Annotated in this window: 15 protein-coding genes; 6 read left to right on the forward strand and 9 right to left on the reverse strand. The window is 54.6% G+C overall.

The features are described from left to right. Positions 1–269 (forward strand): hypothetical protein (locus V7080_RS00005; protein WP_334186338.1); only part of this gene is annotated, 269 nt, incomplete at its 5' end. Here the strand turns inward: V7080_RS00005 and V7080_RS00010 are convergent. Together V7080_RS00010 and V7080_RS00015 are read right to left on the reverse strand one after the other, a co-directional pair. Next, positions 266–1,342 (reverse strand): LacI family DNA-binding transcriptional regulator, encoded by a 1,077-nt coding sequence (locus V7080_RS00010; protein ID WP_334186339.1) that lies wholly within the window; start codon positions 1,340–1,342, stop codon positions 266–268. The genes V7080_RS00005 and V7080_RS00010 overlap by 4 nt on opposite strands. Positions 1,343–2,333: 991 nt before the next feature. After that, positions 2,334–3,692 carry a DUF2254 domain-containing protein gene (locus V7080_RS00015; RefSeq protein ID WP_334186340.1) on the reverse strand — a complete coding sequence of 453 codons (1,359 nt, stop codon included), beginning with the start codon at positions 3,690–3,692 and terminating at the stop codon, positions 2,334–2,336. Between the two features lie 860 nt (positions 3,693–4,552). On the opposite strand from V7080_RS00015, the gene V7080_RS00020 reads away from it, so the two are divergent. Next, the gene (locus tag V7080_RS00020) at positions 4,553–5,071 is read left to right on the forward strand and encodes a MarR family winged helix-turn-helix transcriptional regulator (protein WP_334186341.1); all 519 of its coding nucleotides are present in this window, start codon (positions 4,553–4,555) and stop codon (positions 5,069–5,071) included. A 182-nt stretch (positions 5,072–5,253) separates the two neighbouring features. Here V7080_RS00020 and V7080_RS00025 read toward each other — a convergent pair whose 3' ends face one another. Continuing rightward, positions 5,254–6,531, reverse strand: a complete 1,278-nt coding sequence (locus V7080_RS00025; RefSeq protein WP_334186342.1) for a phospholipase D-like domain-containing protein — start codon at positions 6,529–6,531, stop codon at positions 5,254–5,256. Positions 6,532–6,835: 304 nt separating this feature from the next. On the opposite strand from V7080_RS00025, the gene V7080_RS00030 reads away from it, so the two are divergent. Together V7080_RS00030 and V7080_RS00035 are read left to right on the forward strand one after the other, a co-directional pair. Then, on the forward strand, positions 6,836–7,597 hold the full coding sequence (locus tag V7080_RS00030; RefSeq protein WP_334186343.1) for a lipid-binding SYLF domain-containing protein: 762 nt from the start codon (positions 6,836–6,838) through the stop codon (positions 7,595–7,597). Between the two features lie 199 nt (positions 7,598–7,796). After that, positions 7,797–11,591 carry an AsmA family protein gene (locus V7080_RS00035; RefSeq protein WP_334186344.1) on the forward strand — a complete coding sequence of 1,265 codons (3,795 nt, stop codon included), beginning with the start codon at positions 7,797–7,799 and terminating at the stop codon, positions 11,589–11,591. Between the two features lie 154 nt (positions 11,592–11,745). Here the strand turns inward: V7080_RS00035 and V7080_RS00040 are convergent, their stop codons facing one another. The 4 genes from V7080_RS00040 to V7080_RS00055 all read right to left on the reverse strand — a co-directional run bounded on the left by V7080_RS00040 (position 11,746) and on the right by V7080_RS00055 (position 14,584). After that, positions 11,746–12,258: a hypothetical protein gene (locus V7080_RS00040; protein ID WP_334186345.1), complete on the reverse strand. Its 513-nt coding sequence runs from the start codon at positions 12,256–12,258 to the stop codon at positions 11,746–11,748. A gap of 174 nt (positions 12,259–12,432) precedes the next feature. Beyond that, the gene (locus tag V7080_RS00045) at positions 12,433–12,747 is read right to left on the reverse strand and encodes a BON domain-containing protein (protein WP_334186346.1); all 315 of its coding nucleotides are present in this window, start codon (positions 12,745–12,747) and stop codon (positions 12,433–12,435) included. A 648-nt stretch (positions 12,748–13,395) separates the two neighbouring features. Beyond that, positions 13,396–14,043 (reverse strand): pentapeptide repeat-containing protein, encoded by a 648-nt coding sequence (locus V7080_RS00050; protein ID WP_334186347.1) that lies wholly within the window; start codon positions 14,041–14,043, stop codon positions 13,396–13,398. A 154-nt stretch (positions 14,044–14,197) separates the two neighbouring features. Then, a complete protein-coding gene (locus V7080_RS00055) occupies positions 14,198–14,584 on the reverse strand; it encodes a hypothetical protein (RefSeq protein ID WP_334186348.1) in 387 nt (128 codons plus the stop codon). 750 nt (positions 14,585–15,334) lie between these two features. Here V7080_RS00055 and V7080_RS00060 point away from each other — a divergent pair. Continuing rightward, a complete protein-coding gene (locus V7080_RS00060) occupies positions 15,335–16,102 on the forward strand; it encodes an SDR family NAD(P)-dependent oxidoreductase (protein WP_334186349.1) in 768 nt (255 codons plus the stop codon). Between the two features lie 23 nt (positions 16,103–16,125). Next, entirely contained in the window at positions 16,126–17,796 is a 1,671-nt protein-coding gene (gene treF, locus V7080_RS00065) for an alpha,alpha-trehalase TreF (RefSeq protein WP_334186350.1), read from the forward strand. Between the two features lie 318 nt (positions 17,797–18,114). On the opposite strand, the gene V7080_RS00070 is transcribed toward treF, so the two are convergent. Together V7080_RS00070 and V7080_RS00075 are read right to left on the reverse strand one after the other, a co-directional pair. Further along, positions 18,115–19,170 carry a mechanosensitive ion channel family protein gene (locus V7080_RS00070; RefSeq protein WP_334186351.1) on the reverse strand — a complete coding sequence of 352 codons (1,056 nt, stop codon included), beginning with the start codon at positions 19,168–19,170 and terminating at the stop codon, positions 18,115–18,117. Positions 19,171–19,570: 400 nt separating this feature from the next. After that, positions 19,571–20,518, reverse strand: coding sequence for a hypothetical protein (locus tag V7080_RS00075; RefSeq protein WP_334186352.1), 948 nt, complete (start codon positions 20,516–20,518; stop codon positions 19,571–19,573). Positions 20,519–20,919 lie beyond the last annotated feature (401 nt).

Below are 20,919 nucleotides of genomic sequence, written 5' to 3' on the forward strand. Positions count from 1 at the left end.
GGTTTGGGACGATCGAGCAGCTCATCGCCGAAGACCGACCCGATGCCGAGACGCGGGAACACGCCGATTTTTGCCGCAAGATCGGTTTGCCGATCTGTTTTGCCGACATGGAAGCGGCAAACATCAGTGAGGCGGAGCTCGTCGCAATTGCACAAAAAACGTGCGCCGCACCGTATATCGGTCATCTGCATCCGCCAGCCGACGTAACCCGGGTCGTTGATTGTCTAAGGCGTGCTGACAGGATGGGGGCCAGTTTCGCGCAGCGCTAAGACTGCGGCTCTCGGCTTGGTCGCGCTGCGGCCGTTGACCCGCGTACGAGCAGAGATAACGGCTGCAGCATGGAGCGAATGGTTGTCTTGCGTCCCTCGATAATATCGATGAGACCGACGGCGCCGTCGTAGCCCATTCGTTCAACCGGCATATCGACCGTCGTCAGGGGCGGGTAGACCGCTTCAGCCAGGGGCCCATCATGGACGGTGACCACGGACATCTCGTCAGGTATCTTGATGCCATACTGCTGAATGGCCATGATTGCACCGGCCGCGGTCGTGAGCGTAATAGGAAAAACAGCGGTAGGGGGCTCTTTCACTTGTTGGAGTATGGTTCGCATCGCTTCGGCTCCGCCCTTGATCGTGTAGCCGGACACTGCCACCAGGTCGGGGTCGTAGGCAATGCCAGCCTCGGCCAACGCATCCCGGTAACCCGCGAACCGTCCGATACCGGTGGATGGATTGAGCTGGCCCGACAGGTGTGCAATCCTTGTATGACCGAGTCCGATCAGGTGTCGCATAGCAATTTTTGCCGCTTCCGCGCTCTCGAAATAAATCGAGTTTTCGATTCCTTCCACTGTACGATTCAATAGGATGACCGGCACATGCGCCTTTCGGGCGGCGCGCAGAACGATGCTGTTGTCGTCAAGGGTCGTGATCAGCAGGCCATCCACCCGGTTGGCGCTTGCCAGCCGTTCATACGCGGCATCGTCCGACGAGCCTTCCTCGATATGTGCAATCAGCAATGAATACCCGCGCTCACGGGCTCCGCGTTCGGCACCGATGATCATCTGTGAGAAAACCGGATTGTCCAGCTGCGGTACGGCGATCCCAAGCGAGAATGTTTTCGCTGCGCGGAGGCTGCGTGCGGTCATGTTAGGCTGATAGTTCAGGCGCCGGGCCGTCTCGAGGATGCGTTGACGCGTATCGTCGCTCACGCGCTGGTTATCCGCGCCCCGCAGCACCCTGGATGCCGTAGAGACATCCACACCTGCCTGCTGCGCGACATCATTGAGAGTGGCACGGGCCAATTTCTCGACCGGGGAACGATGGCTGGTTGGACGTTTCGACATTGCTTAAGTGTATACCGGCGTTTCAAAAGAGTGATACTTGCCGATAGTTTCTGCCAAAAAACGACAGGTGGAAATAGGGTCCGCGTTGCCAGGGCTGGTGCATCGGATCAAAGAAGCTGACTGGTCTGGTCTGATTGCTTGCATGCCTTGGCAACGGTCTTGAAGAGGCTCAATCCGCACCCGAGAGCAGGGGGATAACGTGCCCGTCGATGCAGGGCGTTGCAGCAAAAAGGATGCCAGAAACGCCATGATAAACCAGTAGGGTTCGGAGGATGACGGAGCAAAAAGGATCGCTCCCCTGCGGTCAATTCGGCCGACGACTATCTTTATCGGCCATGGATATCATCGACTGCGACGCTGCGCAAGAGCGTCAGCGCCTGTGGTACGGAACGACCCGCAAGCGTGCTCAGCGTGAAACGCGCAGTTCGCCGAAGGCGCGGCAGCAGCGACAGCGGCACCAGCACTATTGCACCACGCTGGATAGGCGCGCGGGTGGTAGCAAAAGACCAGGAAGTGCGGCTTCGCTATTCAGCATTGCCTTAATCAGGCGGGCGACCAGGAGGAAGAGTGGACCAAAGCGCTGGTTCGGCTTGCCTTAGAAGACGTGGACATCGTGGCGGGCACGCTGCCGTGGCGGCGCCGAACTGCCTGCAGCAACAGCGCGATGTGGCAGAGCCGAATCAGGTATCGGGCACCGATATCATCTGTATTCGCACGCATGACGGTGGACTGCTCCTGCGGCGGTAATCGATTTTTCCGCCCGACCGAAAGTTGCAGTCAATGCACCCCTGCGTCGACCAGGAACGGGCAGTGAATGCATGGTTGATGGCTGTCTGGCGTTGCCGGCCAAAACGGACCGTAACGGTGCATTCGGGCCAGGGCAGCCATTTCAGCAGCGATGACTGTCAGGACTTGCTGACGGCGCATAACGTTCAGGCCAACTGGTTGTTTAAGCAGGGATGAAATATCTCTCTATCCGAGTCGGATACCGCTATATCCTTCCGAGGTCAGCGTGCTTGGTGCCAGTAATGGATGCAGGTGGTATTCTCATCGCTAAGCGGGCACTGATGACGTTTTCACGAAGTCGTCCCAACGCCGAAGCTTGCTTCACGCTGCGTGCAGCTGCTTCCTCTATTTCGCTCACCCACTGGTCAAGGATTGCCCATTGTTTGCCACACTTTGCTTGGCTTGCGATATGCGTGAGCGAATCAAGCAACCGAACCATGACTTCCACGTTGCCCTCTGCGTTTGCAAGAATCTGGCGGTACGATAAATTGACCAAGTCTTCAAAATCCGGTGTTTTTGCAATGACGCCAGGCTCTGTTTCAGTAGCGCTGAACACCGGTGAAATGCGCCGAGTTGAACAAAAGGATAGCAAAGCCGATAGATGGTCGATGCAGGTGATCGCGGTCGTCGTGTCATTGATGCTTGGTGACAGAGCCTTCAGTGCAATGTCAACCAACTGACGAATGCCAAATGCGGCATCCTGATCGATCGTGCGATACGAGGCAACTGCATAGAAGTTGTTGATCTCTCTGATGGCTATCTCGTCCATCCGGGTTGTGCCGGAAATCGCAACAAGCGGCCGGCCCGACGCAATAAATTCTCCTACTCCGACCTCCATGCGAATAATGACCGCATGCTTCCGGGCGAAGGCACGCAAGCCATCTGAATCGACCGTCTGAATATAGCCGATCCTGGAAGCAGGAATGTTTTGCCATGCGGCGTCCGAAAAATTGTCAGCAAACTTGATGTGATCTGCATCATCTTCCATGTCGGCTGAGTACAGCTTTCCCATCGCTTGTAGCGTCTCTTCGGTGACTGTCTTGATGATTTCGGATGCTTGAATGGACGAGGAAATATGATGGATGAAATAGATAAAAAAGCCGATGCCGACGACTGCGAGCACGACGGCGCCCAATACTGCGAGGGAAGGGACAAAAATATTGCTATCACCACTGACCGTACGCAACACAAGCAGACAATAAATATACACGCCGACAAAAACTCCGAGCACGGTCTGTGTGGACCTGTCGCGCATGAAGTTGCGGAGAATTCGGGATGTGTATTGCGATGACGCCAGCGCTAGAGCAACGATCGTGATGGAGAAAACCACACCTGCGACGGTTGCCATGGATGATGCAATCGCCGATAGCATCCCACGCGCACCTTCGGCTTCGGTGTCGAATACCCGCGGCCATAAGGCACGCAGGTCCTTATAGAAGTATCGATCGATTTCGACAAGGGAGAGCGCTAGACCGATGGCGGTCAGGATCAGAAGCGAAGGAACGAACCAAAGGCTCGAACGAACGAAGATGAGGAGTTGTTGCAGATGGACTTTTTTCAGCATGTCTGTCCTTCCAAGGTGTTGTTACGTTGCCGTGCACCTTGTATCTCTTGGCAAGCGATACCACTGTCTGGACAAGTCAGCATGAGGCAGTGAAATGTCACCTAAATTTGGTGATATCGAGCCGATAACGTAGCCAGAAACCAGGTGGCATAGATGGCGCGAAAAACACCTCATAGCGTCCTCGGCCGGCACTCGCCGCCGAACGATATAGAGGGTAGTCGGGTGGAAGCATCGTTAGCAAGACAGTAAGTACACCGGCAACAAACAATAATTCGAGTGACGATGATGCTAAAAAATAGGTGGGGGAACGCAAGCAGTTCGCTTCACTCTCGCGCCTCACTCCTACCCAACCGCTCCAGCACAGTAGCGGAACTCAGGCATCAGGACAGTTGCAAGGAACATTCCTGCCGTCCTGTCAGCGCAATACTTCGATGAAACGCCTTGTCAACGACGGAAAGGGCATTCAGGTACGTATGGGGAATCGACCGCCACAGCGCTCACGATATATGGCAACGTAAAATGTTCTTACAATTTGTAGTAAATACATTTGGGACAATGCATTTCTAAATCGCAACATATCACTGAAAGCATGGGGAGCTTCCTTTAAGACTGCAAGACTCGGTATGTGGAGATTGTCGATATAGAGCAACTCGCAGGGACTCCAATTGAACATGACTGTGCGTAACCGGATATAGACGGCAAGGCGGAAAGGCCATATATGGGAATCGAAGTGGCGGCTCGTAGCGCGACGGCACTCTGTTTAACGACGATTGTCAAGAAGGAGTGACGCCGCTGTAGTAACGTACTGTTGATCTACCTCTTAGAGATGATTCCGAGGCGCTATTTGCAAGAGAAATGACATGCCGGTAACTCGAAATAATTCAGCAGAAATTCATGCGGATCACGAGGCAAATATTGAAGCCAGCGTGGAAGCACTTAAAAATCTCCGTGTCATTATCCGAGCGGCTGCTCGGCATTCATCCTGGATTGAAAAGCATTGTGGCGTAACCGGTGCGCAGTTGTGGGTACTTCAGGAGTTAAAGGAGATTCCAGGATTAAGGGTCGGCCAGATCGCCGAAAAGCTGGCTATTCATCAGGCCACCGCTAGCAATCTGCTGGATGCGCTTGTGAAGAAGGAGTGCATTGATAAGCTGCGTGACCCGAATGATCATCGTGTCGTGCGCCTGGTGCTTTCCAAAAAGGGAAGCAATGTACTTAAAAAGGGGCCCAGGTCAGCGCGGGGCCTGTTGCCTGAGGCGCTTCGCAAGCTGGATCAGGACCAACTTTTTAAGCTTAATAAAAGTCTTGCAACGCTTATCGAGGTCATGGATATAAAAGACGAAATGCTCGGCATGCAGCCCTTGCCATTTACCATGTAAAGGTCCGTGGATGGCCGCTTAGAAACCAGTCATTTCGTCTATCTATGCGAAGACATTTGTATAGCCACTGTCGGATTCGATGTGGAGTAACCGGTACTGTTGCACACGCAGGACGTTCGCGAGCGTGCTCGCAAACTAAAATAAATCACTCGGCAACGCGACATGACGGGCATACGCCATTGTCAAAGCTGCGAGCTCAATAGTGACGCCGCGGCGTCCAGTAGTTTCTGATGCCATTTGCGACTCGCCCATTCTTCAAATGTGACAAGGCGCGACTTTGTACGGTCGCGATCGAAATCCGCAATCTGGCTTTGGGCAAATTGTGGATCGTAGACGTTAAGATTGGCTTCATCGTTGATGCTAAACGATCGATTATCAAAATTGGTGGACCCCACCGAGACCCACAGCGCGTCGACAATCAGTGTTTTGACATGATACATTGTCGGCTGGTATTCATAAATCTCGGCTCCGGCAGCGAGCAGCTTCCCCCATGTTGCGCGCGACGCCCAGCGAACGACCTCGAAGTCGATGTATGGGCCTGGCAGAATGATCTGAACCTTTACGCCGCGATCGAGCGCGGCAACAAGCGTTTTCACCGCCACGTCATCAGGAATGAAATAGGACGCCGATATCCGAATTGAATCGGCAGCCGCCGTGAGCGCCATCAGATACATCAGTTGCATGCTTTCGGAGCCGCCGCCAGGTGAACTGGTAAAGACATGCGCCAGATGAGTCCCCGTGGAAGCCAGTTGAGGAAAATACTCCGCACCGTGCAGTACATCCCCGGTCGTGTGGAGCCAGTTGTCGATGAATGCCGATTGCAGCTGTGCTACTACCGGGCCCGTCACCCGGTAATGCGTATCCCTCCAATGGTCAGGATTTTGCGCATTGCCACGCCAAACGTCGGCAATCCCGACGCCGCCGATAAATCCGGTTGTTCCGTCGACCACCAGGATTTTGCGATGTGTTCTGTTGTTCAGCACATTCAGATTTGTCCGGTGCGGCGCGTTATATCGTCGTATCTGAACTCCATTGTCTCGCATTTGCCGGAGAAAGCTGTCATCGATCTGACCGCCTATCCAATCAAGCATGACGTGAACCTTTACCCCGGCCTTGGCTCGTTCAACAAGGGCGTCGGCAAATGTCTTTCCGATCGAGCCTGACCAGAATATATAGGTTTCAAAGGTGATGGTCGATTTGGCGGCGCGAATCTTGTCAAGCATCGCAGCGAAGATGTGGTCTCCATTGATCAGTGCCTCGACGTGATTGCCCGGCACCATCGGCGGAGTGAGTACGTGACTCATCGCCCTTCTGAATTGTGCATCATCAGTGGCATACAGTCTGCTCAGGCGAGTATCGATCTCTTTATCGCCAACGGACAGATTCAAAGCAAGCCATGCGGTCAGCAGCGTTGCCGCGATGGAAAGCAGCGCCGTTATCATCAATCTGTTGATCTTCATATCTCACCTCGTCCGTTGAAGCAAGTGAACCGCTCATGCTTCCTCATGCAACCGAAAAGTAATTAGACAGAGCCTGCGTTGCCACGGTGACCCGACGGCCTGAGCGGCCTTCATCCTGCATGGTCCAGACAATTCAATCGACGGTAACAACCGTGTACTCGCGCACTGACGCTAGGGATGCATCAGTGGTATCCCAGCCGTCGGCCGCGGTGGACCGGCTCTTGCTAGAGGAACGTCAGGGGTGCCTCGGCATGGCGCCGCCGCCTTTTGAAACGTTGCAACTAACCTCAATAGGAGAAGCATCATGATCTCGAAAGCATATGGTAAAAAATCTTTCCTGGCGATGGCGGCAATGGTATTGGCAACGGTCAGTACGCAGGGCCTTGCGCAAAATGCCAAACCAGACACATCCGGAGCGTCGAGCGCGTCAGCGACCAGTATGAAGGCCCAGCCGTCAACTGCAGAATCCAGGCCATACATTGCATCAGATACGATGCAGCAAGTTACCGAAGCAGCCGAGGTGGTCCGACGAATGGAAGCTGATCCGGAGATCAAGAAACTGCTGCAGCAGGCGAAGGGCGTATTTATCGTGCCTACGTACGGGAGAGGCGGATGGGGAATCGGCATTCGCGGCGGCGAGGGCGTTATGCTGGCAAACAACAACGGAACCTGGAGCAGCCCGGTGTTCTACAACATAGGCGGCGTTAGTGTCGGCTTGCAGGCAGGCGCCGAGGTCGGGTCCATCGCAATGTTGCTGATGAACGAGAAAGCCGTGAACGAGTTCATGAAGGAGAATAATTTTTCGGTTGGCATCGGAACCGGCCTGACCCTCGTAAATTACACAGCAAAAGCGCAAGCAAATGCAGGCCGTGGCGATGTCATCGTCTGGGCAGATACAAAAGGTGCATTCGCGAATGCAACGGTTGGCATATCGGATATTCATTTCGACGATAACGACAATCGGGCATTTTACAAGTCGGAGGTTGCCGCCAAGGACATCATCAGCGGCAAAATGAAGAGCAATCAGGCTGCGGCGCTGACGAAAGAGCTGTCGAGTGGGAATTGAGCGGAATCGCCATGGCCGGATCGGCTCCCGGCCATGGCATCGGGCCCATTCACCTGGACGGGCTGGCATTGCGACAAATGTTGATGCGTGATTTCAGCAGCAGGGCTATCCATCGCGACGAAGTGCATTAAGCGGCGAGGATGTGTTGCGCTCGGTCGCGTCGCAGTTCTCGTTTCGCTTTCATGACTGGGGTACGGCTATGCGAACAATCGCCCGATGGGCCGGTATTGCACTACTCGCATTCTTCCTTCTTTTAACAGCTGCCGTTACATTGTTTGCGGAGCCGATGATCGAGTTCGTCGCGAGCAAGGCATTAGGCCGCGAAGTGCGGATTGCCGGCGACGTGGGTCTCAGCGTATCTCCACTGCCGGCCATCACCGTCTCGCATGTCAGTGTTGCAAATCCTGAATGGAGCAACCGTCAATACAGGTTTAAAGCGGATCTCGTGTCAGTTTCCATGCGTCCTCTGACCGTATTTGAAGATCGGATGTCACTGGGCAAAGTACGTTTGGTCGCGCCGATCCTCTACCTGGAAAAATCGCTGCAAGGTGCGGTCAGCTGGGGCACCCATTCAAGCAAAGTCAATGGCACAACGAGCGCCAAGTCAGCTTTGCCGGATAACCGGAAGATGCCATTCATTGAGCATATTATGATTGCTGATGGACGATTTGTTTATGAGAACGATACCGAAGATACTAGAGTGACTGCAACGGTCGATTTCCTGGAAGGATTCGCGGCCTCCGGGAACCCGGTTCGCCTGGCAGCAAGGGGCGAGTTCGAAGGACAGCCGTACCAGCTGGATGTGAAGGCCGGCTCTCTCGCGGGTTTGAACAGCGCGAGCCCGTATCCAGTTGAAGTCTCTGTTCAGGCCGCCGCGTTGCAGGCACATGCCGACGGGTCAATTGCTTCTCCTATGGCACTGGACGGAGTTAATATGCAGCTGCTATTGGAAGGGGGTGATCTTGCATCCGTGCTGCCGATGGGGCAGGGGGCGATAGCACCATTGCCATTCAAGCTGCGGGGCCGGCTGGAGATCCGAGGCGATGCGATATCGCTTCCGGACTTCAATGGCCATGTCGGGAAGAGCAGTTTTCGTGGCGGAATTCTTGTCGATACAAGCGCTCGTAAACCGCTTATCGACGCAAATATGGAATTCTCCAAACTGGACATAGAGCCGCTCTTGCACAGTGTCAGGGCATTTGACATCCGTTCGAGCGATGCGAGGGCGCAGGAGCCAGGTTGGTTTCAATGGTCCACTCTGAAGACATTCGACGCCCGAGTGCGTTTCCATGGGAAGAAGATAGGCGGTGACTCGGTTCCGCTAGATGACTTGGCGCTAGACCTTTCGCTCTCCAACGGGGTGCTCGTCGTCGATCCGTTCAGGCTGGACATCGCAGATGGACACGCCCAGGCGCGTCTCAGACTGGATGTATCTGGTCCTCATCCGCACGGCAATATTGCGATGGACCTCGATGATGTGGCTGTTTCGCCGCTGCTGGAGATGATCAATGGCCGGGCTCAGATCAGTGGGATCGTAGATGGCAGATTCGAGGTTAATTTTTCATCGGACGGCGTCGGGATGGCCGACGGTCGGCTTGACTACCGGGCACCGGCGAACAACACTGCGCTGACATTGGAACTCGCTCGCATTCGAGACAGCCAGCAATGGCTGCTGAGAATGCAAGGCGGCGGGACATTCCGAGGTGCGTCTACAACGTTCAGTTTTACAGGACAGCCATTCCAACTATTGACGACACCTGACGCGATGAGCGCTGTCGCATTGGAAATGTCGCTTGCCGATACCGACATGACACTCGCCGGCACCGTCGCCGAATTTGGCAATAGATTCGATTTGGATGTGTCCCTGTCAGGGCCAGGCACGGAACGACTATCAAAGATCATCAATATGGACATACCGCGTTTCCCAAACTATGCGATATCCGGCCATGTAATGAAACAAAAGAAGGTTATGCAGATCGACGGCTTGCAAGCCAGAATTGGAAAGTCCAGTTTTGCCGGGTCGGCGCTGGTACGCAATGTCGATGCATTGCAAAGGGTACTCGGCGGCAGGGGAGATACGGGCTCGAGCAAGTTGATACAGGAACCCTTCATCCAGATTGGCATTGTCGCGAAGACGCTCGCCTATGCCGATTTCGATCAGTTGCTGGACGCAGAGGGCGACTCACTCGGGTGGCACCAGAAGCTGCGCAGCATCGATGCAGATATCAGTCTTGCGATTGACCGGTTTTTCGCACCGCAGCAGGTGCTGCTGCGGAATGTGCGGCTCGAATGCTTACTGAAGGACGGCCTACTTACGATAGCGCCGTTGCGCTTTCAAGCGGGCGGTGGGAAGGCGACATTCAATGCGGCACTGAGGGTTTCCGAGCGAGAGAATGTGTTTGGCAGCATCTCTGCTAGGGTAGAAGACGTTCATCTTGAAAAGGCGCTGAAGCCGCTCGACCTCGGGGAACGGTTTCCGGGATGGCTTAACGCGGATATCGACCTGGAGCTGGATGCGAAAAGCGGAAAGCCGATGAGTTCAGGTATCGTTCGATACAACGACAAGACCGGCACCAACTTAAGGATGTCTGTTACCTCGACTGAATCCGGCCTTAAGCTCAAAGGCAGTGGCCGATTCGACAATGAACCATTTTCCTTGACCGGCACAGCTGGACCGATTGCGCAGGTGATGCGCAATCGATCTTATCCGTTCAATATCGATGTCACGATGCTGGAAACAAACGGAAAGATCAGAGGCTCGCTGCGCAAGCCATTGAGGCTGGCCGGTCTCAAGTCCACGCTGGAAATATCAGGGCCGAATCCTCGCAAGGTCGAATCCCTGGTCGGCTTCCGCTTGCCCGAGCTTCCGCCATACCGGCTCCGCGGAGATCTTTCCCGGCGCAAGGGGGTGTGGCGGTTCACCGACTTCAAAGGAACAGTAGGCGATAGCGATCTCAGCGGACGTCTGACGATTGACAACACCGGGAGTAAGCCGTATGTCAATGCTGACATTCATTCCGATCTTCTCGATTTGGACGACCTGGCTGGCATCATAGGCGCTTCGCCGGGGACCGGACCCGATGAAAGTGCCACTCCTGCCCAGAGGAAAAAAGCGTTGGAACGCAGGAGACTCGACACCGTATTGCCGGATGAAGATTTCGAGTTCGACATGCTGTCGCAATTCAATGCGAATGTTCACTACGATGCCAAGCGTATCGATCTGGACGCGCTCCCGCTGGATAATCTGGCACTGAACTTTTCGCTGAAGGAAGGCCGGCTGCTTCTGACACCGATCACGCTTGGCATTGCAGGAGGGACAGTAAAAGCAGACATACGCCTGGTCGAGCGACCAGGTGAGAGACCAGTGCGCGGAAAAGTGGCGCTAGAATTAAACAACATCAAGTTGGCAGAAATAGTAAGAAACTATGACATTGCCGATAACAGCACCGGTAGGATCAGCGGCAGGGCAAATTTTAGAACGCAGGGTGAATCTGTCGCTAAGATGCTTGGGTCAATCAACGGACAGGCGTCAATCCTAATGGCCGGTGGCACACTAGACGCCTTGCTGGTCGAGCTGGCAGGCCTCGACGGCGGTGAGGCACTATTGCTTTGGCTGGGCCAGGAGCAGACCGTGAAGGTCAGATGTGCGTATGTCAGCGCTACTGCACGTAACGGTGTACTGAGTATGGACAAGGCCGTTGTTGACACAACGGACACGCGGTTCACCATGGACGGCAATGTCCATTTCGGTAACGAAGCACTTGATCTCGTGATCAGCGCACATCCCAAGGACTTCAGCATTTTTGCAGTCCGTGCGCCATTCGTTGTCGAGGGCCGACTCAAGAATCCAGAGTTCCATCCGTCGTGGGACAGCCTGTTAGTTCGAGGGGCGGCTGCATTGTCGCTTGCCGCGATTGCGCCCCCTGCGGCGCTGCTCGCCCTCATTGAACCGGGAACTGGCAAAAACTCTCCTTGCAGTGCGATGGCCGGATAGCATGAGTGGATGTCTGCTGCATTCCATGGCGCTCGGATCCAAAAGGCATTGGACCACAGTGCAGAAATGCAGAAGAGTGCGCCAGAGAAGTGCGGAACATTGTCTGGAGGGTCCGGCGGTCCGCCCATCCCCTAAGCCGTGTGGGCTGGACGTGTTATTTTGATGCGACCATCGTATTGATGAGTACCTGATTCGTTTCCATCAACGCTTCGTTGATTCTTTTGATCGACTCATTGCGGCGCTTGCTGTTCGGCTCTTTCGCCAAGGCCAATGTGGCGTCGTGCAGCGCTTGCGTACTTTTGGTTAGTTTATCGACGGCCTTTTTATAGTCGCTTTCCGTAGCATTTGCAACCAGGAGATCAGGCGGAAGATTGGCCATTGCACGATGCACCTCCAGCAATGCGTCATTTCCCTGTTTCATGATATTTGCCCTTTGTGGGCCTGCGGGGGCGTTCGCCATCGCCTGGACTGCCTCGCGCAGGGACTGCGCCGCCGATTGCAGCTTCTGAATCGCCTGGTCGTTGCTCGACGCTGCACTGTTGGCAGCACCGGCGCCGCTTGAAGCACTTTGTTGCTGCGCGCCTGTATCGGCGCCTTGACCAAAGGCTGGTTGCATGGAGGCCAGCGCCACCATTAGTGGGGCGACGGCGAATATTTTTCGGTTCATTGCGAATCTCCTTGCGTGGACTGTGATGTATTGGCGTCGATCGGCAATACCGTTCGATCAAGCGGCTGGGCAGGCATGCTGAATGCCCGATCGAACCGCTTTCGCTTCAAAGAGACATGACTGTGCAAAGCGCATCTGGCCATCGCGCCGGGTCATGTCACCACCTGCTGTGATCTACTTTGCCGGCTTTACCTGCAAATTGTTCTGTACTTTTTCTACGCCGGGTACCCTTCTTGCCGCCTGCATCGCAATCTGCGCCTGTCGCTCATTGTCGACGAAGCCGGCCAGCGACACCACGCCGCGGTACGTATCGACGTTGATCTGCGCTGCATCGCCGATTCCCTGCGTCTGGGCGATTTCTGTTTTTACCTTTGCGGTGACCGTGACATCGTCCAATACCTGGCCCGTACCCCGGGATGTTTGTGTTGGTGCGCAGGCAACCAGCGCACCCGCGACGATGATTGAACCTATGGTTGGCAAGTACATCATGATAGCTCCTTGATCGAGATTGATATTGCTGAATGCGGCTTTGTTCAACAGGCGCTTGACTTCGCATGTGCGGCGTGTGTTCGACCGACACCAGACGAGGAAGCATGCGTTGACATCATCCACGCCAACTGCAGGCATCCGGAATGAGCAAAGGTAGCCGTCATCGAACCGTTATTACGGGGCGGACGGAAAGCGCTGCTAAAATTCCTTTCTAATGAACGCCTAAAGTCAACCGAGATTGGTTAATCAAAATATAAATGGTCTGAATTAAAGCCGAATTAAGGTGATGCTGCGATATTTGTCGACCCGTAAGGCAGATTCGCCAGACCAACTTGGTCATCACATTCAAAGCATGGCATCAAGATCAGTGGCGCAACAGCGATCGCGCTGCCGGGATGACTTCTACTCAATGTCCAGTCTTTCGCAAGCGTCGGTAGCTTTTTCAAAATCGTGTAACTTAAGTTCGTCTCAATCTATTTCCTGACGGAACAGTTTGCGGTGTGAATCGCCCTGTGGCGTGTATTCAAGCCGGAGCAATTTGCACGGTTTCCGCTAACGATGCAACCGGGCACGGCGATGCGCGGGAACCGTTTATGCGGTTTTTCGGTACGGGTTTGGTTCTGGAGCGGCGAAGGCCTGATACGGACCTTAACGTTCTACTGAAGTTATCGTTGCAAGGTCGATTTTTGCGTCGGTCAGTATCGCGCCGGTCAGGTCGGCGCCCGTCATGTTGGCACCTCTTAAATCGGCGCCTGCCAGGTTGGCTCCGGTAAAGTTGGCACCACTCAAATCTGCAGAACGGAGATCGGCTCCCTGTAGTCGCGCCCCGACCAGCCATGCTCCGTGCAGGAACGCACCGGTCATATCTACATTTCTTAAGGATGCCCCCTCCAGGTCGGTATGGACGAGACGGGCGTCACGCAATACGGCGCAATCCAGCGACGCGCCTGCCATTCGTGCGGCGCTTAGCTCGGCCTGCGATAGACGCGTTCTCTCCAGAGTTGCGCCACGAAGGTCGGCGGCGCTCAGGTCCGCCCTGACAAGATTCGCACCTGTCAGGTTTGCCGCGAGAAGGTCGGCGCCTTCCATGTTCGCACGAGTAAGATTGGCATCGATCAGTACGGCATTTTCAAAATCTCCATAGCGGAGCGTCGTATTTCGCCAGTCAACGCCTTTCAAATTGGCCCGGGCGCAATGCGCCCCTGATCGGGGCGTGCAGCCGTCCGTTGCGACTAGGTCATACGCCAATGCTGATGCTGGGCTTAGCAAGATGATTGATAAGAAAATAGAGCGCATGATGGGCCTCTTGCCAACTATTGGTCACTTGGACACATCATTTCCCAAGTCAATATCGAATGAAAAGAAGGAAATGACATCCGTGTCTATCAGCGGCCCTCTTCCGATTGCAAGGACGAGGGCCGCACTGGGGCGAGTCAGCACAGGGAATGTTCTACCGTCCCATGCCGTTGACCGGTCCGGGGGCCGGACCGGTAGGTGAGCCTGTAAGGCCGCTCCCCATGCTTCCGTAGCCGACGCTTGTCGGATACTTGGACTCGCTGATCGTGCCATCGAATTCTCCGGTGCTGCCGATCGGCAGTGAGTCGGTCGTAACGACCGACCTGCCGCTGGGGTCAATGACAGGGCAGTTCACGGCCGATGGAAGGCATTCCATTGCCACGCCAGGATCGCTCAGTGTGTGGCCATCCGTTGCATGTTTTCCAGAGGCCGTCGCCTTGACGGTGCCTGCCGACGGTGCAGCTTTTTCCGGCGTGCCCGCTGTTGCAGTGCTTGATGCGATTGAGAGAAGTAGAAAGCCAGTTGCTAATAAAGGTGACATATATCCTCCATAGCGATGTGTGAACAGGGGTGATATCCGTAGCAAGGCCGGTGCCATGCAGCGCCCGGCATGTCTTGTGCTGGCGGACACGATTTCAGACTCCGGCAGCAAAACTTCTGCTATGTGGAAGGTCGACGAGCATGCTCTATTGAACACCACAATATGGAAGGGGCATCGCAACGTTTTTTGAAGACTGGGGCAATTAGGTCCGTGTGATATTGATTGGAACGCACGCCTATGGGGGCAATCCTTCTTTTGCGGATTAGTGAAAACCGGACGCTGTCGAAGATGAACTCATTCTTTCTCGTCGTAACGGTCGCATTTGGATCGACGCTTTCGACAGTCCTGGTCAAGCGCCTTGTTTTATAACGGGCCTGTCGTATCAAAGCGGAATGTTAAAGCCATTCAGTAGGTCCAAACCAGAATTCGAATGACAGTTGAAAGGCGATGTGAATAGCACATAGCATTTCAGTGTTTAGTGGATGGGCGGCTTCATCATTCCATTCAAACGACTAATGCATGCAAGAAGGCGGGCTTATCAGCAAATTGCCGGGCTAGGGTACGTCGCTTGGCAGCAAGATTATTTGGTTTACGTACATGGTTGGCATGAAAATGGCTAAGCAGTCATTATGATTTGCATCGCATGCTGTCGGTCGATATGGGTAGATGAAAAATCCAAAAGCTGGAGCCAGCCCGTGATGCTTGAAAATAGAACCACCAACCTGGTTCATCCCACCACAAAGGATATCGATGAAACTTGCTGGGAAGGTAGCTTTGGTGACCGGCAGCGCGCAGGGAATCGGCAAAGCGATTGCGTTACGTTTCGCCAATGAAGGCGCAGATATCATCGTTCATGCTTTGCCGGACGACGAACTTGCACAGGGCACGCTGGATGAAGTCAAGGCAATCGGACGCCGTTGTTGTATCGTCAGGGGCGATATCAGTTTTGTAGAGGACGACTATCGCGCCATTGCAGAGGGTGTGCGCGAGATGGGGCGAATCGATGTTTTGGTCAACAACGCCGGCATCGAAACAAAAGCGCTGTTTTGGGACACCTCGGAAGAGGCCTACCGAAATGTTATGGATGTCAATCTCAAGGGCGTGTTCTTTACCATTCAGGCATTCGTTCAGTATCTGCGGGAATCGAAACACGGTGCCAGGATCATTAATATCAGTTCTGTTCACGAAGAGCTGCCGTTTCCAGGCTTCACCAGCTACTGCATGAGTAAAGGCGGCATGAAAATGATGATGCGAAATCTTGCCATTGAATTGGCACCGCTCGGTGTAACCGTCAACAATATCGCCCCTGGAGCGATCCGGACCTCGATGAACCGGGCATTGTTGGAGAACGCGCAGCAAACGGCAGCCTTGATTTCGAACATTCCGCTTCGGCGAATCGGCAAGCCGGAGGATGTTGCGGGTGTTGCTGCCTTTCTTGCATCGTCAGATGCTGATTACGTCACCGGCACCACGATGTATGTCGATGGCGGCTTGATGTGGAACTATTCTGAACAATAACGAAGCCCTTGCAACGGACCTGAATGAGACCTTCAAGCGCGACAACGATCTCGAACCAACGACCTGTGGCGGATGTTAACGGAAGTGATGATCTGTTCAAGGCGTCATTCAAGAGAACCGCTCGTGTCGCACCTGCCGACACATTGACGCCGTCTGAACGCTACGAAGAACTTTTCGTTGCGGTGCAAACGCAGAGAATTTTTGCAGACAGCAAGAGCTTCGCCGATTGCGTGCCGCGGAATCAAAGCCCGGTCCGTATTCTCGACATTTACCGGTCGGACCAGGCAGTGTCGGGCTTTGACCTCGCGACGTTCGTACACACGCATTTCTATATTCCCGAAATTTCGCCGTCCGACTATGTATCTGATCCCGATCGATCATTGCGGGCACACATCGACCAGCTATGGCCGGTACTGACGCGCAAGCCCCGCAAGCATCCGGCACACTCGTCGCTTTTGCCGCTGCCCAATGCCTATGTGGTTCCCGGTGGACGGTTCACAGAACTCTACTATTGGGACTCTTACTTTACGATGCTGGGACTTGCCGCTAGCGGACGCAAGTCCTTATTGCGCGACATGGCGCGCAATTTCGCCTATTTGATTGATGCATACGGCCACGTCCCCAACGGCAATCGAACTTACTATTTGAGCCGATCACAACCGCCGGTTTTCGCTTTGATGGTTGACTTGTTCGAAAGCGTTGGCGTTAGTCCGGCATTGCATTTTCTGCCACAGCTACGCAGGGAGCACGGTTACTGGATGGATCAAGGAGATGCACTTCGTCCGGGTGAAGCGCACCGCCATGTGGTCCGCATGAAGAGCGGTGAATTGTTAAATCGCTATTGGGACGACCGGGACAGTCCACGTGATGAAGCATTTGTCGAAGACATAATGACGGCCCGCGACGGATGCCGGCCAGTGCACGATGTGTACAGAGATCTGCGTGCTGCCGCTGCCTCCGGCTGGGATTTCAGTTCGCGCTGGCTGGACGCCGAAGGAGGCCTGAGCACGATACGCACCACTGCAATCCTTCCGATCGATCTGAACTGTTTTCTCTACCACCTGGAGACGAAAATAGCAGAACTTTGCGGCATGACCGGTGATTACTCAAGCCGCGACAACTTCCTCAAAAAAGCCTTGGACCGAAAGGCGGCAATCAACCGGTTCATGTGGAACGAAAAAGAGAGTGCATTCTTTGATTACGATTGGACGCTTGACCGCATGCGCACGAATCTGACTGCGGCGTGCATGACACCGCTCTTCGTACGGCTTGCAAACCGACATCAGGCGGACCGCCTCGGTCAAACGCTTTCCAGTAGACTGTTGCGATATGGTGGCGTGTCGACGACGGAGGTATTTAGCGATCAGCAATGGGATCGTCCAAATGGCTGGGCGCCATTGCAATGGATCGCCATTCGCGGATTGTCGAGTTACGGCAATAGCACGCTGGCGGATGATATTGCCTGCCGGTGGCTAACTACCGTAGGTGCGCTGTATCAACAACAAAGTAAGCTTGTGGAAAAATACGCAATAAGTGAAGTAACGCATGAGGTTGGCGGTGGCGGTGGCGGTGAATATCCGTTGCAGGACGGTTTTGGCTGGACCAATGGCGTAACCCGAATGCTCTTGACCCAGTATCCCGCGCACGCGGCAATGCGATGCCGCGCCGGAAGCGGGCTTGGCATGTGCCAATGATTCCGCCTTGTATGCGAAAGTGCTGCGGCAGAGATTTCGCGTCGCTACTTGCCTGCTGATGCCTCCCGACGGATCTGAAGGGGAATGGCCGATGCTTGCCACATGCAGAATTGAACCGGATCGGCCACAATGTTGGTCGGAGGGATAGAGGATGAAGACGCTCTCACAATCGAATGTGGCATGGTAAAGGACCGGGACTGAGGCAATCATTGGCGCGTTTCTCCAAGCATCGCTTTATCGATCATCGATGATGAGTCGGGCTTTGCCAGCGCTCTTATCTCATTCTTCGTTTTCTCCCAAGGGTTCACGTGCTGTCGCTCAAGCATTCCCTTTGCGATTCTGGCCATCTTCAGTCGGGGCCTGTTTTGTGCGATTCATGTCCATTCGGTTTTCAGCTTCACGCTCGTTTCTATGGTGCCTCATTGGGCGCGAAGCGCGAATCCCATCGACTATGCGGGCCTGGGATGGAGCGTTGCGGCTTCCTTGAGGCCACCCCTCCCGTTGGCGCGACCGATCACCATCGGTTTCCTCTGTCTGGTCGTGGAAAAGGATCTGTTGGGTCGGGAAGGCGAGGTCGATGCCATCTTTTACCAACGCATTCTTCACCTTTTCGAGCACCACGTCCGTTGAATGAAGAGTATCGTATTGACGAGGCGGCTGTACCCACCATCGTAGCCGTATGTTGACTGTGCTGCCAGCAAGTTCAACCACGATCGCGTCCGGCGCGGGGTCACGCAACACTTCCGGGATGCCACGCACCATATCAAGCATGATGTCCTTGGCGCGGGCGATATCGTCGCTATATCCAATGCCGATGTCGTACTGGAGCCGGCGCTTTTCGTTGGCGGTATTCACGATGACAGGATCGGTAAAAAGTTTCGAATTCGGTATGACAATCCGCCTGCTGTCATAAGTCCTGATGAAGGTTGCGCGGGTCTCGATGTTTTCTACAGTGCCTTCGAATTCATCAAGAACAATCTGGTCACCGATTCGAAACGGCTGGGTCAACAGTATGAGAATGCCGGCAAGAAAATTCTGCAAAATGTCCCGAAAGGCGAACCCGATCGCTACACTGGAAAGCCCCAGCAAGTTCACGAGCTGACCGGGTGTGAATCCCGGTATTGCGATGACAAGCGCGATCAGCAGACCGATAAATATGATCAGTCCATTGCTAAGCCTGCCTAAAACCAGTCCGATGTTGTAGTGCTTCCTGTTTCGAACGTTGATGCTTAGCACTACGCTACGAATACCTTTGCCGATGAAGACGAATCCGGTGAAGACCACCAAGGCGATAGCGAAGTATGGCAATCGCTCCATGAAGCCGTTTGCCATTCCCTGCACGGAGGTCATCGCTTCCATCCAATCAAAGTTCATTTGGCGCCTTCTAGTGAATTGTGATGATCAACATAATCGATTCTTCCCTTGGAAGAGGGAATGATCGGTCAGGTAGCTGCCTAGCGCACGATCCGACTCCCATTGACATGGTTAATCATGACCCCACCCATCACGCCGTATTATGGAATTGCAGATACCCGGTGCACCCCGCACCATCCCGATAGCGTCGCCAGCTAACGGAATCGGGCGCTCTTTCTTCTTGTTCAAAATCGGGCTGTCGCGGCACAGACACGCATGCACATTGTCAGGGCTACGTGCCTTTCTTCTAGGAAAGGGCTGCGGCACCCATCGCCGGACGAGCAGTTTGCCGCCAGTGAAGACCGAACGGCCCTGGAGTTCTTCTAATGATGAACTCAACTCCAGAGCCTTCGGCATGCGCCTATTTTCCGGACGTCGCTTTACCATCAGTGCTGCTTGCTTCGGTTGCGCCGCCTCTCAAGGCACGCGAGTTGGGGCTATCCATCACGCCGATATCGTTTGCCTTAGTAGGGCCCTTTACATTGGCAGTGACCTCCTTGTCGGTGCTGGCGGAACCAGCGCCGCTGCCCGAACTGGCCGAACCGGCCGTGCCCGACAGGTCCACGTTGTTTGCCCCGGGACGGCCGGTCACAGCGGCACTGCCGCCGTTCCCGTTGCCGGATGAACCGGCACTGGTGCCCGAACTGCCAGTACCCGATGTATTGCTTCCCGCTGCGCTCATTTGCAGGCCTGTCAGCATCGCTTCATTGGTCTCGAGCAATGCCTTGTTGACTTGCCTTACCGCAGCACTACTCTGCTTTCCGCGTGGTTGATTGGCCAGGGCATCCGCAGCGCTGTAGAGCTTATCGCTGGCTTGCTTCATTTTGTCGATGGCTTTCTTATAGTCGGCTTCCTTCGCATTAGCGAGAAGGAGATATGGCGGGAGGGATGCCATGGCAGCTTGTACCTGCATCAGCGCTTCATTACCTTCGCGAATAGCCTCTGTCCGTTTTTCTCCAGCAGGCATCTGCGCCATTGTCTGGATTGATTCACGTAGCGATTGCGCCGCCGCCAGAAGGTCCTGGATGGCTTTGTCGTCGCTTGCCGTGTCCGCCGAGGCTCCTGACTTGCCAGCGGCGCCTTGCGTTCCGCTTGCGCCGCTGGTGCTCGAGTGTTTCGCGCGGTCTTCTGCTGGATCACCGGACCGGCTGCCGGCGCTTGGGCCGGCTTGCGTCAATTCCTTCGGGTTGGATTCCTTCAAATTGCCGGTACCGCTGACCGAACTGCTTTGGCCGTACACGACCGGATATGCTCCTGCGAGCGCCAGCGCTGTAACGGCAGGGAGAAGCTTGCGTGCGAATTTCGACATGATCAGTGCCTCCGAGTGGCATTCAATTTAAAAGGCGCTCCTTCATGGCGTTAAAGGCAATGAATCAACCGAAAAGGCCGGCCCATAAATGAAAGAGCGGGCAGGTGCCTTTCGCGGTCGCATATCGTGTGCCACATGCCGAACGGCTGACGCAAAACGGGCGCCAGGGCCGGCCCTGCCCGCTGAACTGCATACGATGGACGATGATGAGGCTCAACGACTTTTCGAAACGGCACGTGTAATTTTTACCAGATTTGGTACTTTATATTCGGTCCAATGTTTTAGTTTCCGATCTGCATTCTCCAGAGCAGTGACAACGGCCAAACCTTGGCGAACCAGCGGATTGGGCGTGTGCGATACGAACGTCGTTGTCGTCCTCGATGCCGTGCATTGCTGTGCAT

Source organism: Noviherbaspirillum sp. (assembly GCF_036846085.1).
Lineage (GTDB): Bacteria > Pseudomonadota > Gammaproteobacteria > Burkholderiales > Burkholderiaceae_D > Noviherbaspirillum.

What these genes read in the sequence shown, in the direction of transcription:
- V7080_RS00010 (WP_334186339.1), bottom strand. Translation starts at nt 1,342, where the DNA reads ATGTCGAAACGTCCAACCAGCCATCGTTCCCCGGTCGAGAAATTGGCC.
- V7080_RS00015 (WP_334186340.1), bottom strand. Translation starts at nt 3,692, where the DNA reads ATGCTGAAAAAAGTCCATCTGCAACAACTCCTCATCTTCGTTCGTTCG.
- V7080_RS00020 (WP_334186341.1), top strand. Translation starts at nt 4,553, where the DNA reads ATGCCGGTAACTCGAAATAATTCAGCAGAAATTCATGCGGATCACGAG.
- V7080_RS00025 (WP_334186342.1), bottom strand. Translation starts at nt 6,531, where the DNA reads ATGAAGATCAACAGATTGATGATAACGGCGCTGCTTTCCATCGCGGCA.
- V7080_RS00030 (WP_334186343.1), top strand. Translation starts at nt 6,836, where the DNA reads ATGATCTCGAAAGCATATGGTAAAAAATCTTTCCTGGCGATGGCGGCA.
- V7080_RS00035 (WP_334186344.1), top strand. Translation starts at nt 7,797, where the DNA reads ATGCGAACAATCGCCCGATGGGCCGGTATTGCACTACTCGCATTCTTC.
- V7080_RS00040 (WP_334186345.1), bottom strand. Translation starts at nt 12,258, where the DNA reads ATGAACCGAAAAATATTCGCCGTCGCCCCACTAATGGTGGCGCTGGCC.
- V7080_RS00045 (WP_334186346.1), bottom strand. Translation starts at nt 12,747, where the DNA reads ATGATGTACTTGCCAACCATAGGTTCAATCATCGTCGCGGGTGCGCTG.
- V7080_RS00050 (WP_334186347.1), bottom strand. Translation starts at nt 14,043, where the DNA reads ATGCGCTCTATTTTCTTATCAATCATCTTGCTAAGCCCAGCATCAGCA.
- V7080_RS00055 (WP_334186348.1), bottom strand. Translation starts at nt 14,584, where the DNA reads ATGTCACCTTTATTAGCAACTGGCTTTCTACTTCTCTCAATCGCATCA.
- V7080_RS00060 (WP_334186349.1), top strand. Translation starts at nt 15,335, where the DNA reads ATGAAACTTGCTGGGAAGGTAGCTTTGGTGACCGGCAGCGCGCAGGGA.
- treF (WP_334186350.1), top strand. Translation starts at nt 16,126, where the DNA reads ATGAGACCTTCAAGCGCGACAACGATCTCGAACCAACGACCTGTGGCG.
- V7080_RS00070 (WP_334186351.1), bottom strand. Translation starts at nt 19,170, where the DNA reads ATGAACTTTGATTGGATGGAAGCGATGACCTCCGTGCAGGGAATGGCA.
- V7080_RS00075 (WP_334186352.1), bottom strand. Translation starts at nt 20,518, where the DNA reads ATGTCGAAATTCGCACGCAAGCTTCTCCCTGCCGTTACAGCGCTGGCG.